Raw genomic sequence first — 15533 nt, forward strand, 5'->3', positions numbered from 1 at the left:
GAATAAAGGGGAAATCTCATGGGATTAACACGATTACAACTGAAGGGGTTCAAGTCGTTTGCCGACACCACGACAATAGATTTTTCCCCGGGTATCACTGGTATCGTGGGGCCCAATGGCAGTGGTAAGAGCAACTTATCAGAATCCATGCGCTGGGTGATGGGAGAGCAATCGGCCAAGGGGTTGCGCGGCAACCAGATGGCTGATGTGATCTTTGCTGGCAGCGAGCTGCGACCAGCAGTGAACATGGCGGAAGTGACGATGGATTTTGATAATCACGATAAAGCACTGAAATCACCATTACTAAAAATTGTGGTGAAACGCTGTTTATATGTTGATGGGACCAGTGAGTATGCCATCAATGGCAAAGCATGCCGGTTGAAGGACATTACAGACTTATTTATGGACTCCGGCCTGGGCAAGGGCTCTTTTGCCATTATTGGCCAAGGCCGGGTGGATGAGATTCTTAATTCCAAACCAGAAACCCGCCGGGATCTGATTGAAGAAGTGGCCGGAGTTTATAAATACAAATTGCAAAAGAAGCAGGCTGAAAATCAATTGGCCACCACGATGGACAATCTCAACCGGGTATTTGATATTACCCATGAGATTAAAGAGCAATTAGCACCATTAGCGGAACAAGCGTCCATCGCCCGTGATTATCAGAATCAAAAGGGTGCGTACGACCAATTAAACAAGTTTGTATTGGCCGGTGAAATCGACCAGCTGCATCGGCAACAAAAGACGCAAGCCGATCACTTGGCAGACTTGAAGACTACTCAATTGAAACTGGAAACAGCGATTAAAGCTGGCCAGGCCGTCTTGGGCGAAAATCAAGAAGCCGTAGCCACACTGGATCGCCGGTTGACGGATGCGCAAAACCAGTTACTGACCAACAGTAAGCAATTAGAACAAAAAAACGGCCAACTTAAATTAGCCCAACAACAATCAGAATACGCCGCCTCCACTCGGGCCGAAAAGCAGGCGGCCCTCGCTTCAACCAAGAAGGAGTTAACCGCGCTCACGAAGGAAGTGGCAATCCATCAAGCCGCTTTAAAGGAACAACAAGATACCTTGGCGGATAACCGAAACGCACAGAAGAGTTTGGCTGCTGGTGATGAAGCCGGTCGTGCAGCCTTGCAAAACAAATTAGACGCATTGCGTAACGACACGATGGATGCATTACAGGCGCAGGCATCTTTGCGCAACGGTATCACAGAACTGAAGAAACAACTGGCCCGTTTGCAGGCCGAAGCACCCGCCACTGGCAATTCGGTGACGTCTTCGGTGTCTGATCAATTAGCGGCGAGTGATGCCGCATTGGTCACCGCCAAAGAAGCAGTGCATGCAGACGAATCCGCACTGGCCACCGTAGAGGCTAACTTAAGTGCTGGTCAAGATCGTCTGAATACGCGCCAGAAACAGTGGTATGCCGCATTAGAGATTTACCAACAAGCTAAGGGACGGCTGAGCTCGCTTCAGGAACTGAATGAGGAGTACGGCGGTTTCTATACTGGAGCCAAGGCTGTTTTACAACAAAAACAGCGATTGTCAGGCATCCATGGCGCGGTGGCAGAACTCATCACCGTGCCCCAGCAATATACCACTGCGCTGGAAATGGCGGTGGGTTCCTCATTGCAGCACATTGTGGTGGACGATGAACGCAGTGCGACAGCCGCTATTAACTATTTGAAAGACAATCACGCCGGCCGGGCGACTTTTTTACCATTAAATGTCATTCGCGCTCGGCAGATACCCGCCAACATTGTCGCAATGATCCAGGGCATGAGCGGTTTTGTCGGTATTGCCAGTGAATTGGTGACGAGTTCGCCAGAATATCGCAATATTGTAACGAATATTTTGGGACAATTGATCGTGGCGCAAGACTTACCCACGGCGGTGGCGATTGCTCGGGCCAGCAGCCATCGGTATCGGATTGTCACGCTTGCTGGCGACCTCATTAATCCAGGCGGCTCAATGAGCGGCGGTGCGGGGAAACACAACCAAAATGGGGTGCTGTCCCGGCGCAATGAAGAGGCTAAGCTTAATACGCAAGTTCAACAAATGTCCGCTGAGTTGGATAAGCGACAGTCGGCGATTAAACAGTTGCAAGAAAAGATTTCTGCCGCCGAAGCGGATCGTCAACGGCTGCAAACAACACTAGCTGAGCATCGCCAGCAGTTAACCGCCGTCCAGGAGGAGAATCACCGTCTGCACGAGCAGGATGCCTTGGCCGCTCAGCAACAGGCGCTATTAACGAAACAACAGCAACGACGTGCCCAGCAGCAAACGGAATTAACGACTGAACAAGCTGCCAAAGAAAAAGAATTACGTACCGTGACTGAACGGGTCGCGCAGTTGCAGCAAACCACCAAGACGGTGAGTGACCAGATCAATGCGGCGGCATTGTCCCAGTCAGAAAAAAGCAGCCGCTTGGCCAAATTGAAAGACGCAGAAGTCCAGTTGAGTCAAAACCAGGCGCGTTTGGAGACACAAGTGGCCAGCGGCCAGGAACAACAAGCGGCATTGACCGCACAGATCAATCAGCTCACCTCGTTTTTAACCACGCAGGACCAACCGACTGGTGAGCACATTGATGTGCCTGCCGTTCAGGCCGAGATCACGACATTAACGACCGCAATTGATCATTTTTCCACACAGATTGCCACCTGGCAACAGGATAAAGAAACCGCCAGTGCACGGGTTGCCAAGGCCCAAAATCAAGTGGATCGGGATCAAGAATTACGGCATCAGACCTTGGCAGAACAAGAAGATGTCGCGGTGAACGTGGACCGCTTCAAGAATCAAATTGCCAGTCGCTTGGCAATGTTGAGTGATGACTATCAGATGAGTTTTGAGGCGGCCAAGGCAGAAATGCCGTCAGATTTTGATTTGGCTGCCGCTCAAAAACGGGTCAAATTACTGAAGCGGGGTATTGATGAACTCGGTCCAGTCAACTTAAACGCGATCGCCGACCAAGAACGGTTGCAAAAACGGATGGACTTTCTTCAACAGCAGCAAGATGACTTGCTGGCGGCGAAGAAACAATTGGAAGACACGATGAATGAAATGGACAGTGCCGTCGCCGATCGCTTCTTGACCACCTTCAAAGCGGTCAATGCGGCCTTTGCCAAAATCTTCCCGGTCATGTTTGGCGGCGGGGCGGCACGTTTAAGTCTGACTTTGCCGGACGATATTCTCCACACCGGGGTGGACATCTCGGCCCAACCGCCGGGCAAAAAACTGCAGCAGTTATCATTGCTGAGCGGTGGTGAACGGGCGTTGACCGCGATCACACTATTGTTTGCCATCCTCCAGGTGCGCCCAGCGCCGTTTTGTGTGTTGGATGAGGTGGAGGCATCCTTAGATGATGCTAACATCGATCGCTTTGCCCACTTCCTGCAACAGTACCAAAAGAATACGCAGTTTATTGTGATTACTCATCGGCGGGGTACAATGGTAGCAGCGGACCGCCTTTATGGGGTCACAATGCAGGAATCCGGAGTGTCACAGATGGTTTCCGTATCCTTGAAGGAATTTGCTCAGACGAAGTGAAGGAGATTTCGATAAATCATGGGATTATTTGATCGCTTACGCAAGGCCTTCGGTGGCCACGTGGACGAAGAGGAACACAAAGAACAGAATATTAATTCGACTGCAGAATCGACCACAGCGTCGACGGCAGAGTCGGCCGCGGCCACCGCTAGTGAATCAGTCTCTGCGAGTGCCAGCAATGGGGAACCACTGGTCAAGTCTGAAGAAGAAGCCCCAGTCGCTGCACCGGTTAACAACTCAACGGTCGTGCCGGTAGAACCGGAACCAGCGGAAACGCCGGTTGCGCCTGCGGGTAATGCAGAACCAATTCCTGTCAAGCCGGAGAGTACGAGTCAAACCGCCTCGTCAACGCCAACTGACAGCACAGAGTCTGCCTCTGCTGAATCTGCGGTTTCTGCAATTTCCGATTCGGCGTCTTCAGTACCAGAACCGAAATCCGCATCAGAACCTGAAGAAAAGGCAGCAGAAGAAGAAACAGAACTTGCGCCGACAGAGGCTGATACGCTCGCTCAATATGACGAGGGCCTGGCTAAGTCGCGGTCCTCTTTTGGCGCCCGGCTCAACCGTTTCTTAGCCCGCTTCCGGTCTGTGGATGATGCGTTCTTTGACGACTTGGAAGAAACCTTAATCGAGGCCGATGTGGGTTTTGAAACAGCGATGCAAATTACCGACCAATTGCGGGACGAGGTCAAGTTGCGCAATGTGAAGAAGAAAGACGAAGTCGCCAAAGCCATTGTGGCCAAAATGGTGGATCTATACGGTGAAGCCGGTGAGGGTGAGGACAATGCGTTGCACTTTTCGACGGACAAGACACCCACAGTCTTTCTGTTTGTTGGCGTCAATGGTGCTGGTAAAACGACGACCATTGGTAAGTTGGCGCACCGTTTCCAGGAACAGGGCAAGCAGGTGATCTTGGCTGCTGGGGATACTTTCCGGGCAGGAGCGACAGAACAGTTAGTGGAATGGGGCAAACGCGTCCATGTGCCAGTGGTCACCGGGCCAAAGGAAAGCGATCCTGCTGCAGTTGTCTACGATGCTGTCCATCATGCCAAAGAACAGCAGGCCGATATTGTGTTGGTGGACACCGCCGGTCGGCTCCAGAATAAGGTCAATTTAATGAACGAATTGGCGAAGATCAAACGGGTCATCACCCGTGAATTACCGGAGGCACCCCAGGAAGTCTTACTGGTCCTGGATGCCACAACGGGTCAAAATGCATTGAATCAAGCGAAGGAATTTGCGAAAACGACGAAGGTCACTGGAATCGTTTTGACCAAGCTGGACGGCTCGGCCAAAGGCGGGATCGTTTTAGCCATTCGTAATGAATTGCATTTACCGGTTAAGCTCGTTGGTTTAGGCGAAAAAATGAATGATCTGGCAGACTTTGATCCCAACAAGTTTGTCTATGGTCTCTTTAAGGATTTGATTGTTCAATGACCGCTGCCAGTGATGATTCCGAATTAGTTAAAACTTTACGGATGAACGACTTGTTTGATTTCTACGGCAATTTGTTAACCGCCAAGCAGCGGCGGTATATCGAGTTGTATTATGCCGATGATTTGTCCTTGGGGGAAATTGCCGACGAGTTTTCTGTGTCCCGGCAAGCCGTGTATGATAATATCAGAAGGACTGGACGCTTACTGGAAGAATATGAAAACAAGCTGCATTTACGCGCCCAGTACCACACCTTGGCAGAGACTGCCAGCGGGTTGGGCGAGTATGTGACGGCCCACTATCCGGCAGATGGTCAGCTGCATCAGCTGATTGCTGCGCTGCAAGACCAGATCGGCCGTTAACGAGAAAGGAAAGATTTCATTGGCCTTTGAAGGATTAACAGAACGACTGCAAAGTGCTTTTAGCAAACTACGCCGTAAAGGCAAGATTACCGATAGTGATGTCCGTGATATGATGCGGGAAGTCCGCTTGGCTTTACTCGAAGCCGATGTCAACTTCACCGTTGTCAAAGACTTCGTCAACACTGTCCGTAAACGGGCATTGGGCAGCGAAGTACTGGATTCATTGACGCCGACCCAGCAAGTATTGAAGATCGTCAATGAGGAATTAACGAACGTAATGGGGGACGAAGCAGTCCCTCTGAATAAGGCACCCCACATTCCCACCATCATTATGATGGTCGGTCTACAAGGGGCTGGTAAAACAACGACTGCCGGGAAATTGGCATTAAAGCTCAAGAACGAGGAACATGCGCGGCCATTAATGATTGCCGGGGATATTTACCGGCCAGCCGCCGTGGATCAGCTGGTGACCTTGGGTAAACAAATTGATGTGCCTGTTTTTGAAATGGGGACAGATCACGACCCGGTGGATATCGTTAAAGAAGGTTTGAACCAGGCCGCGATTCAGAAGAATGATTATGTCATCATCGATACTGCCGGTCGGCTGCAAATCGATGAAAAACTGATGAACGAGCTGGTCCGGATTAAGGAATTGGCCCACCCCAACGAAATTTTGTTGGTCGTGGATGCCATGACTGGGCAAAATGCAACGGAAGTGGCCAAAGGCTTTAACGACCAATTGGACATTACCGGCGTGGTGCTTACCAAGTTGGACGGCGACACCCGCGGCGGGGCGGCACTATCGATTCGCGCCGTCACCGGCAAACCAATTAAGTTCACTGGTCAAGGGGAAAAGCTTGATCAATTAGATGTCTTTTATCCTGATCGGATGGCCAACCGAATTCTCGGCATGGGCGATATGCTCACTCTGATTGAAAAAGCACAGAAGGATTACGACGCAGAGCAAGCCAATAAAATGGCCGAGAAGATGCGGGAGAATTCTTTTGACTTTAATGACTTCTTGGATCAGATGAGCCAGATTCAGAACATGGGACCGATTGACGACCTCATGAAGATGATTCCAGGAATGGCGAATAATCCGCAATTAGCCAATATGAATATTGGCGAGAAGGATATCGATCACCTCAAGGCGATTGTCTATTCGATGACGCCGACAGAACGAGAGAATCCTGATATTTTGAATCCTTCCCGCCGTCGCCGTATCGCTGCCGGTTCTGGCCGGACTGTGCAGGAAGTTAACCGGATGATCAAGCAATTCAATATGTCTAAGGACATGATGTCCAAGATGTCGAAGGGGAACTTTAACGGCATGGATAGTATGTTTGGCAAGGGTGTTCAGGGCAAGTTGGGTAAGATGGCGATGCATTCGATGGTGCGGAAGACGAAGAAGAATAAGAAGAAGCGGTTGAAGAATGTGAAGCGGTTTAAGAGTCGGTAGGGTGACGACTTGGCCTGAAAGCAGGAATAATTTTTGAGGAGAACGGGTAAAACCGTTTAGAAGTTGCACACATGAAATATAGTGCGGGCGATCCGAGAGATTCGTGTAAACGGGCAAAACCAAGCAGAAGCTATGACACAAGAGCCAAGGCACAGAAAACCCGGTCTTAGGTTTTATGTGCCTTGGCTCTTGTGTCTCCGCTTCTACCGCTTGGTTTTGCCCTCTGTCAAGAAAAACCCCTTTACAGCCTTCCTATTTCCTGATATAGTAAATCCTGTTGAAATTAACAAGGAGGTGGATTCATTGTCCGTTAAAATTCGTTTAACGCGTATGGGTTCTAAGCGTAAACCGTTCTATCGTTTGGTCGTTGCTGATTCTCGTTCACCGCGGGATGGCCGCTTCATCGAAGAAGTTGGTTATTACAATCCGTTGACCGAACCTAAAACTTTGAAGGTTGACGAAGAAAAGATCATGGGTTGGTTGCAAAATGGTGCTCAACCGTCTGATACAGTTCGCAACTTGCTTTCTACTCAGGGCATCATGAAGAAGTATCACGAAGCCCGCTTCGCCAAGAAGTAGGGAGATTCACGTGGTAGATATCGAGCATTTAATTTGTTCCCTCGTGACCCCACTGGTTAACGAGCCGGATTCGATTCAGATCACCCGTCGAGAGACCGACAATTTTATGGAGTTTGATTTGCGGGTGGACGATGCCGATGTCGGTCGAGTAATTGGCAAACAAGGCCGCATTGCTCAAGCCATTCGGACGATTGTCTACTCTGTGCGGAGTCCTTACACCAAACGGGTACGGTTAAATATCGTCGATCAAAATTCTTAGCACTGTAGCGAGTCGACTGACTTCTCACTTGAGGAGGCGCCGACCCGTTTTTTTATTTATTTAAGAGGAGACAACTGATGGACTTATTACGGGTAGGAAAAATTGTGAATACCCAGGGCATCAAAGGTGAACTGCGGGTGATTGCCATCACGGATTTCCCCGCAGACCGCTTCGCTGCTGGGAAAACACTGTATGTGGGTACCAGTGCTGCCGAGGCCCAGCCGGTGACGGTGGTGAGTGCGCGACCGCATAAACAATTCATTTTGGTGCAATTGGCCAACTATGACACAATTGACGCGGTGCTTGGCTTTAAGGGACAGACGCTATACGCGGCGGCGACAGATGAGCCGCCGTTGGCAGATGGCGAGTATTATTATCACCAAATCATTGGTTTGCAAGTCATCGATGAAGAATCCGGGGAAGACCTGGGGCAGGTGCAGGAAATACTCAGCCCGGGTGCCAACGACGTGTGGGTTGTGACCAAGCCGAATACACCGGACCTGTTGTTGCCATACATTCCCCCGGTGGTCCATAAAATCGATTTGCCAGCGGGTAAAGTGTATGTGACTTTGATGGAAGGGATGCGGTAAGATGCGCGTCGATATATTGACATTGTTTCCAGACATGTTTGCGACCCTGCACCAATCCTTATTAGGGAAAGCACTGGACAGGGATCTATGGTCGCTGAATGTGGTCAACTTCCGAGATTACACTCATGATAAACACCAACATGTCGACGATACTCCTTATGGCGGCGGCGCTGGTATGTTGTTAAAACCAGGGCCAATCTACGAGGCAATGGATGCCTTACCAAAACTTCCCCAACGCCGGGTGATCCTATTGGATCCTGCGGGCCGACAATTTAATCAGCAAGTCGCAGACGAATGGTCCCAAAGTGATCAATTGGTTTTTATTTGCGGTCATTATGAAGGCTATGATGAACGCATCCGGGCATTGGTGACCGAGGAAGCGTCGCTGGGCGACTTCGTCATCACCGGTGGGGAATTAGCGGCGATGACGATGATCGACGCGACCGTGCGTCTTTTGCCTGGTGTTTTGGGCAATGAAGATTCCCCCATCACCGACTCTTTTGCGACTGGACTCTTGGAGTATCCCCAATATACGCGGCCACCAGAATACCGCGGGATGGCAGTGCCAGAGGTATTGATGAACGGCGATCATGGTAAAATCGGACGCTGGCGATATAAAGAGGCATTGCGACGCACGTTGGAACGGCGCCCAGATTTATTGAAGACATATCCGATGGATGATCTTGGCCGAGAGTTACTGCGGGAGATCAGGGACGAAGATAGTCAGCAACACTCCGAAAAATGATTGCCAACAGCACCACAAATTTTGAGGCATGGAAGACGGGTCCCCGTGGTCGTTGCGTTAGCCAGTTTTCTATGCTATAGTTTTATCTTGTGGCAAGACCACATAGTAACGATATTCCGCTGCGAGGGACCAGGCGCATGAATACCGGTATAAGGAGAAGTTTTTAATGAATCCATTAATTCAACAGATTACGCAAAAACAATTGCGTGACGATATTCCCGATTTTCGTGCCGGTGATACGGTACGGGTCCATGCCCGAGTTGTTGAAGGCACCCGTGAACGTATCCAGATTTTCGAAGGCGTCGTAATTAAGCGTCGCGGAACTGGTGTGAGTGCTTCTTACACTGTTCGTAAAATCAGCAGCGGCATTGGTGTAGAACGGACTTTCCCGTTACACACACCGCGGGTGGCTAAGATTGAAGTCGTTCGTCATGGTCGTGTTCGCCGGGCGAAGTTGTACTATCTGCGTGCATTACGTGGTAAGGCAGCTCGTATCAGCGAGAAGCGGCGCGACGTCTAAATCGCAAAAATCGCGTCCTGAATCGTCTCTTGGCGGTGCGGGGCGTTATTTTTTTGGCAAAATCAGTGAATGGGAGAGGAATACACAGGATGGCCCAGCAATTTGTTTATGTCGTCTATTATGAAGATACGCAAAAAAAAGACGCTGTTTTTCGATTACTGCGGGTTTTTTCCACCAAAGAACGGGCCACGGGTTTTGTGGCCATTCTGGAGAAGGCGCCGTACGCAGAAATGCCGATACCAGAAGGGCACTATGCGGTGGCGCGGGTGCGGATGAATTAAATAGAGTACACAAAAAAACACCTCGCCGCCAGACGAAGTGTGCAATTTGTTATTGATGTTTAATAGACGTGGGCGCGATACAGGCTGACGACCTTACCCAGGATGGTGACTTCCTGCAAAATAATGGGGGCAAAGGTATCATTTTCCGGTTGTAAGCGGAAATGATCCTTTTCCCGATAGAATCGCTTGCAGGTGGCTTCATCCTCGTCAGTCATGGCAATGACAATATCGCCATTGTCTGCATATTGCTGCCGGCGAACAACGACTTTGTCACCGTCGAGGATGCCAGCGTTGATCATACTTTCACCACGGATCGTCAGCATGAACAAGTCGCCATTATTCTCTAAATCCGGTGGCACCGGGAAATATTCAGTGGCATCTTGCACGGCTAAAATGGGCACCCCCGCGGTGACTGTACCGAGCAAAGGAATCTCGTCCCGAGTCTCACCCAGCTCATCCAGACCGTCTTCAGTAATTTCAATGGCCCGCGGTTTCGTCCGATCCCGCAGGATCAACCCCTTACGCTCCAATCGATCCAAGTGACCGTGGACAGTGGAAGTGGAAGACAAGTCGACGGCAGCACCGATTTCCCGAACAGTCGGCGGATAGCCGCGGTCTTTCACTGTGTCATAGATGTACCGCAGAATCGCGGCTTGTTTCTCTCCTAATTTGGCCATAATGCCACCTCATTCATATTATTGAGTTAAGTATACCAAGAAATAAAACGTTTTTCAAACAAACGTTCGTACAAACCGGGCGACAAGTGTTCTCACATGAATTCGAACACTTAGGCCAATCCAGAAAAATATCACAGAAATCAACGTAATTTTGGTAGAACCGTGTGATATCTCATGAGAACGTCGCTGGTGTTGCGTTGTTATGCGTTCACAGTGAAAGTAAGAAGCAAATCTCACTGATTCTTATGGCTACGTTGACATGAATTATGGGATTCGACGGTATCGTGCCTATGCGGAGCAATCGGAGGTGAAATGGGGCTCAGTGGTGGAAACCACACAGCGCGGTGGTCTTCCGCGCTGTGTGGTTAGGCGTGTTTGAGACCGCGGGTTTTGCGGGCTCAAACCGCCGTCACCACTTGCTACGCCTGCGGCTACGCACTAGCTGCGCGTCGCAGCCCCATTTCACTGGAGATTGCGCAGCTTTGGCACGGCTGGGGTGGATTGGCTTGTCATGGCTCGCAGAAACGGGCGGAAACGACCAGGGGCTAGTGCACAAGAGCCAAGGCACATAAAACCTAAGACCGGGTTTTCTGCCAGCTCCCATAAACGGGCGGAGACCAGCAGAAGCTAGGTCGTAAGAGCGAAGACCCATAAAACCTAAGTGCGGGTTTTCTGGGTCTTTACTCTTACGCCTACGCTTCTAAACGCTGGTCTCCGCCCTCTGACTGTTTCAGAAAACCCACGCGCGTGGTACCATCAAAGATAGCGAACAATGACGAATGAAGGGAGTTTTGATCAATGGCACAAACAGAAGAGGAAAAACGACTGGCGCGGATTAATGAACTAGCCCACAAAGCCAAGGCAGAAGGGCTCAGCGCCGACGAAGAACGAGAGCAACATGAATTACGTGAAGCCTATCTGGCGAACTTTCGGGCTGGCTTCCGCCAGACAATTGAGCATTTGAAAGTGGTCGACAAAGAGGGCAAAGAAGTAACTCCTGACAAATTAAAACGGATTCAACGTGAAAAAGGCATCCGGAAAGACTAGTTTCTTCTGTCGGGGTGTTTAATTTTTGTTTAGAATTGTGTAAACTGGTTAGTATTGAATAAGTGAGGTGTACATCATGATGGCCATGTGGTTAGCAGTGTTGTTGATCATTTTAGGTATTATTGGCGGTGCCGTTTTAGGTTTCTTCGGCGCCCGTCGTTACATGAAAAATTATTTCCGGGATAATCCCCCCGTCAACGAAGATATGCTTCGTTCGATGATGATGCAAATGGGACAGAAACCGTCAGAGAAGAAGCTGCATCAAATGCTGGCGGCAATGCGGCAACAAGAAGACACGAAATAAGAGATGTCGGCATCACCGCAGGGTGGTCACTATCGCGGGACAAAGGATGCGTTCGTTACTGGACGAACGCATCCTTTGTCCCGTTCTTTCCTTTTTCGGCACTAATTAAACACTGAACGGAGGCGCCTTCGTGGGCATCTTTAAGAAACTCGGTTGGTATTTTAAACAAGAACAAAAGCGATACATATTTGGGGTCGTAGCCTTGATTGGCACGGCGCTGGTGAATTTGATTCCCCCGCGGGTTATCGGTATTTTAGCGGATATTTTTGACCAAGGTCATGTGCATGGTACAGCAGTGTGGTGGTGGATAGGAATTTTGGTCACAGCCGGGATTCTTCAGTATATTTTCCGTTACGGGTGGCGCAACATGATTTGGGGCGGTGCGGCTAAACTGGAGAAACAGTTGCGCAGCCGTTTGTTTTGGCATTTTATGGAAATGGACGATACCTTCTTCCAGCGGCATCGGACCGGGGATTTGATGGCCCATGCCACTAACGATTTGAATGCCATCCAAAATGTTGCTGGTGCAGGCATTTTAACTTTTGCGGATTCCATTATCACTGGTGGTTCCACTTTAGTCGCCATGATGATCTTTGTGGATTGGCGGTTAACGCTAGTGGCCATTATTCCCATGCCGCTGCTGGCGGTGGCTGCCCGGCGGTTAGGCATGAAGTTACACGCAGCTTTTTCCGAATCCCAGGCGGCTTTTTCTCGCTTGAACGATAAAACTCAGGAATCCGTTTCTGGTATTAAAGTAATCAAGACGTTTGGTCAAGATGCCGAAGATTTGGATGATTTCAATCACATTGTAGACCGGACCATCGGCATTAATAAACGGGTCAATCGGATCGATTCCATGTTTGACCCGGTCATTTCCATTATCATTGGTGCGACTTACGTGATTGCAATTATTTATGGCGGGACATTGGTCAATGCCGGTACCATCACCATCGGGGCGTTGATTTCGTTTGTGGCTTATGTGAATGCCTTAGTCTGGCCGATGTTTGCCATTGGTCGACTGTTCAATGTGATTGAACGGGGTAATGCGAGTTACGATCGGGTACAATCACTCTTGCAGGAAAAGTCCCGGGTGGTGGAAGTCCCCCATGCATTGACCACCGTGCCGCACAGCGACATTCAGTATGATCTACAAAGCTTTACCTATCCTGGCGCAGACAAGGTCACTTTGCAAAATATTCAGTTTACCTTGCCTGAAGGTCATTTATTGGGCATTACCGGGAGAGTCGGAGCAGGGAAAACCACGATTATTAAATTGTTGCTCCGCGAATTTGATCATTATGATGGGATAATTCAAATTGGCGGGCATGATATTCGCCAATACACACTGGCCGCCTTGCGTAATTCCATTGGTTACGTCCCGCAAGACAATTTCCTTTTCTCCACAGATATTCGCAATAACATCCGGTTTTCTGCGTATGACAAGCAGCAACCGGCCGTGGAGGCTGCGGCGAAGACCAGTGCTATTCATGATGATATTTTGCAATTTGCTGAGCAATACGACACTTTAGTCGGAGAGAAGGGTGTTTCTCTATCTGGTGGGCAAAAGCAGCGGCTAGCTATTGCCCGTGCGGTAATTGCGCAACCGGACATCCTGATCTTGGATGATGCCTTATCGGCTGTGGATGCCAAGACAGAGGAACAAATTTTGGACGGTTTGAAGGAAGACCGAGCGGGTAAGACGACCATTATTGTGGCGCAACGTCTCAGTTCCGTCATGCACGCCGATGAAATTTTAGTTTTAGATGGTGGTCAAATCACAGAGCGCGGAAATCATGATGCACTGCTTGCAGAAAATGGCTGGTACGCCAAGATGTGGGATGAACAGCAATTGATGCAGTCTCTGTCTGAAAGGAGCGATGACTAATGGCCTCGAAGAATCCATATGAATCGGCTTGGAACCAGCATCTGCCGGTTAAAGAGCAGCTAAAGATTACCGGACGGTTATTGGGCTTTGCCCGATATTACAAGAAACAATTCATTGGCGCTATTGTCATGTCTTTCGCACTAGCAATCATCAATATTTTGCTGCCACGGGTGATTCAGGAATTCATGAATGGTTCCCTGGCAAAACACAATGCGACCACCGCAGTCATCTTAGGGGTGGGCCTGGTGTACGCCATCGGGACAATCATCAAGGCCATCGTCCAGTTTTGCAGTAACTTCTTCTTCTCAATGGGGGCTGAACGGGCGATGGAAGATGTGCGGCGACAATTGTTTGCCAAATTGCACAGCCTGGGGATGCGGTATTTTGACTTAACCCCCGCTGGCTCCGTGGTGTCCCGGGTCACGAACGATACGATGACCTTGACGGACTTTTGGAATGTCTTCATGTCTTTGCTGGTGGGTGTTTTCTCTATCATTACGGCATTGGTGGCAATGTATGCCAATAACCACACGGCGGCATGGATCGTGGCCGCTTTTATCCCCATCCTGCTCCTCGTCACTTGGGCGTATAACCGATACAGTTCCAAGGTCTACCGCCATATGCGGGCGAAATTATCGGAACTCAACGCCAAATTGAATGAATCAATCGAAGGTGTGGAAATTATTCAAAATTTCCAACAACAAAAACGGGTCGACAGTGAGTTCGAGAGCGTCAATAATGATTACTTGGATTCACGGCGGGCAATGATCAAGACCAATTCGCTGCTGCTTTCATCATTTTTGAACCTGATTTATGTCTTTGCCTTGACGGCGGTATTGATTCATTTCGGTATCATGGCCCAAACCGCGGTGGTGGCGGCTGGGACAATTTATGTTTTCTCGTCCTATATCCAAAGCTTCTTCAATCCTTTAGGGAACTTAATGGATCAACTTCAATTCTTTCAAGATGGGGTTGTGGCGGGCAGTCGAATTTTCCATATCTTAGACAGTCAGGAATTGGCTCCTAAGCAAAATCCAGATGCAAATGCTGTGGTGCAAGAGGGGAAAGTCGAGTTTCGTCATGTGTCCTTTTCCTATGATGGTGAAAACGAAGTGCTTCATGACATCAGCTTCATTGTGAAACCGGGCGAGACGATTGGCCTGGTTGGTCATACCGGTTCTGGTAAGAGTTCCATCATTAACGTCATGATGCGGTTTTATGAGTTCTATCACGGTGAGATTCTGATTGATGACCGGGATATTCGAGATTATCCGATTGCGGAATTACGGCGCAAGCTGGGATTGGTGTTGCAAGATTCATTCCTCTTCTATGGGGATATTGCTTTTAACATCCGATTATTCAACGAAAAGATCAGTGATGATGACGTAAAAAAAGCGGCCGAATTTGTTCAGGCAGACTCTTTCATTGAAAAATTGCCGAATAAGTACCACGCGCGGGTCATCGAGGGGGGAGCGCAGTTCTCCAGCGGTCAACGCCAATTGATCTCCTTTGCCCGGACAGTAGCTGCGGATCCTAAGATTTTGGTTCTGGACGAAGCCACCGCAAATATTGATACTGAAACTGAAACATTGATTCAAGACGGTCTGCGCAAGCTGCGCCAAGGTCGGACCACGATTGCCATCGCCCACCGGTTATCAACGATTCGAGATGCCAGCCAGATTCTGGTTCTGGATAAGGGCCGAATCGTAGAGGCGGGCACCCATGAAGAGTTATTGGCCCAAAAGGGTCGTTACTATGATATGTATCGGCTGCAAATGGGCGAACATGTCGATATTGACTAACCCACAGATAATTAAAAAGGGACCAGGGCTCAAC

At 49.4% G+C, this 15533-nt stretch carries 15 protein-coding genes; 14 read left to right on the top strand and 1 reads right to left on the bottom strand.

All coding sequences use genetic code 11. From position 1 onward, the window contains the following. The first annotated feature begins 18 nt into the window (after positions 1-18). The 10 genes from smc (at position 19) to FD09_RS07355 (ending at position 9784) form a co-directional block, all read left to right on the top strand. Positions 19-3555, top strand: coding sequence for a chromosome segregation protein SMC (gene smc / locus FD09_RS07310; protein ID WP_057819854.1), 3537 nt, complete (start codon positions 19-21; stop codon positions 3553-3555). Positions 3556-3573: 18 nt separating this feature from the next. After that, complete coding sequence (gene ftsY / locus FD09_RS07315) at positions 3574-4992, top strand: signal recognition particle-docking protein FtsY (RefSeq protein WP_057819856.1); 1419 nt, start codon at positions 3574-3576, stop codon at positions 4990-4992. After that, positions 4989-5351: a putative DNA-binding protein gene (locus FD09_RS07320; protein ID WP_057819858.1), complete on the top strand. Its 363-nt coding sequence runs from the start codon at positions 4989-4991 to the stop codon at positions 5349-5351. Before ftsY ends, FD09_RS07320 begins: the two co-directional genes overlap by 4 nt. A 19-nt stretch (positions 5352-5370) precedes the next feature. Beyond that, positions 5371-6810, top strand: a complete 1440-nt coding sequence (gene ffh / locus FD09_RS07325) for a signal recognition particle protein (protein ID WP_057819860.1) — start codon at positions 5371-5373, stop codon at positions 6808-6810. 303 nt (positions 6811-7113) lie between these two features. Beyond that, the gene (gene rpsP / locus FD09_RS07330; RefSeq protein ID WP_057819863.1) at positions 7114-7389 is read left to right on the top strand and encodes a 30S ribosomal protein S16; all 276 of its coding nucleotides are present in this window, start codon (positions 7114-7116) and stop codon (positions 7387-7389) included. Positions 7390-7399: 10 nt separating this feature from the next. Next, entirely contained in the window at positions 7400-7648 is a 249-nt protein-coding gene (locus tag FD09_RS07335; protein ID WP_057819865.1) for a KH domain-containing protein, read from the top strand. 77 nt (positions 7649-7725) lie between these two features. Beyond that, positions 7726-8238 carry a ribosome maturation factor RimM gene (gene rimM / locus FD09_RS07340; RefSeq protein ID WP_057819867.1) on the top strand — a complete coding sequence of 171 codons (513 nt, stop codon included), beginning with the start codon at positions 7726-7728 and terminating at the stop codon, positions 8236-8238. A gap of 1 nt (position 8239) precedes the next feature. Further along, on the top strand, positions 8240-8983 hold the full coding sequence (gene trmD, locus FD09_RS07345) for a tRNA (guanosine(37)-N1)-methyltransferase TrmD (protein WP_057819869.1): 744 nt from the start codon (positions 8240-8242) through the stop codon (positions 8981-8983). Between the two features lie 166 nt (positions 8984-9149). After that, a complete protein-coding gene (gene rplS / locus FD09_RS07350; protein ID WP_057819871.1) occupies positions 9150-9503 on the top strand; it encodes a 50S ribosomal protein L19 in 354 nt (117 codons plus the stop codon). Between the two features lie 89 nt (positions 9504-9592). After that, on the top strand, positions 9593-9784 hold the full coding sequence (locus tag FD09_RS07355) for a hypothetical protein (protein WP_057819873.1): 192 nt from the start codon (positions 9593-9595) through the stop codon (positions 9782-9784). 59 nt (positions 9785-9843) lie between these two features. Here FD09_RS07355 and lexA read toward each other — a convergent pair whose 3' ends face one another. Next, complete coding sequence (gene lexA, locus FD09_RS07360; protein WP_057819874.1) at positions 9844-10461, bottom strand: transcriptional repressor LexA; 618 nt, start codon at positions 10459-10461, stop codon at positions 9844-9846. A 798-nt stretch (positions 10462-11259) separates the two neighbouring features. Here lexA and FD09_RS07365 point away from each other — a divergent pair. The 4 genes from FD09_RS07365 to FD09_RS07380 all read left to right on the top strand — a co-directional run bounded on the left by FD09_RS07365 (position 11260) and on the right by FD09_RS07380 (position 15499). Next, a complete protein-coding gene (locus tag FD09_RS07365; protein ID WP_057819876.1) occupies positions 11260-11508 on the top strand; it encodes a DUF896 domain-containing protein in 249 nt (82 codons plus the stop codon). Positions 11509-11587: 79 nt separating this feature from the next. After that, positions 11588-11812, top strand: a complete 225-nt coding sequence (locus tag FD09_RS07370) for a YneF family protein (protein ID WP_201782865.1) — start codon at positions 11588-11590, stop codon at positions 11810-11812. 130 nt (positions 11813-11942) lie between these two features. Beyond that, positions 11943-13697, top strand: a complete 1755-nt coding sequence (locus tag FD09_RS07375) for an ABC transporter ATP-binding protein (RefSeq protein WP_057819879.1) — start codon at positions 11943-11945, stop codon at positions 13695-13697. After that, positions 13697-15499, top strand: a complete 1803-nt coding sequence (locus tag FD09_RS07380; protein WP_057819881.1) for an ABC transporter ATP-binding protein — start codon at positions 13697-13699, stop codon at positions 15497-15499. The genes FD09_RS07375 and FD09_RS07380 overlap by 1 nt, the downstream gene beginning before the upstream one ends. Positions 15500-15533 lie beyond the last annotated feature (34 nt).

Origin of the sequence: Schleiferilactobacillus perolens DSM 12744, assembly GCF_001435585.1 — a bacterium.
GTDB classification, from domain to species: Bacteria; Bacillota; Bacilli; order Lactobacillales; family Lactobacillaceae; genus Schleiferilactobacillus; species Schleiferilactobacillus perolens.

Excerpts from the sequence above, each read along its gene's own strand:
- smc (WP_057819854.1), top strand. The coding sequence starts at position 19 with ATGGGATTAACACGATTACAACTGAAGGGGTTCAAGTCGTTTGCCGAC.
- ftsY (WP_057819856.1), top strand. The coding sequence starts at position 3,574 with ATGGGATTATTTGATCGCTTACGCAAGGCCTTCGGTGGCCACGTGGAC.
- FD09_RS07320 (WP_057819858.1), top strand. The coding sequence starts at position 4,989 with ATGACCGCTGCCAGTGATGATTCCGAATTAGTTAAAACTTTACGGATG.
- rimM (WP_057819867.1), top strand. The coding sequence starts at position 7,726 with ATGGACTTATTACGGGTAGGAAAAATTGTGAATACCCAGGGCATCAAA.
- trmD (WP_057819869.1), top strand. The coding sequence starts at position 8,240 with ATGCGCGTCGATATATTGACATTGTTTCCAGACATGTTTGCGACCCTG.
- rplS (WP_057819871.1), top strand. The coding sequence starts at position 9,150 with ATGAATCCATTAATTCAACAGATTACGCAAAAACAATTGCGTGACGAT.
- FD09_RS07355 (WP_057819873.1), top strand. The coding sequence starts at position 9,593 with ATGGCCCAGCAATTTGTTTATGTCGTCTATTATGAAGATACGCAAAAA.
- lexA (WP_057819874.1), bottom strand. The coding sequence starts at position 10,461 with ATGGCCAAATTAGGAGAGAAACAAGCCGCGATTCTGCGGTACATCTAT.
- FD09_RS07365 (WP_057819876.1), top strand. The coding sequence starts at position 11,260 with ATGGCACAAACAGAAGAGGAAAAACGACTGGCGCGGATTAATGAACTA.
- FD09_RS07370 (WP_201782865.1), top strand. The coding sequence starts at position 11,588 with ATGGCCATGTGGTTAGCAGTGTTGTTGATCATTTTAGGTATTATTGGC.
- FD09_RS07380 (WP_057819881.1), top strand. The coding sequence starts at position 13,697 with ATGGCCTCGAAGAATCCATATGAATCGGCTTGGAACCAGCATCTGCCG.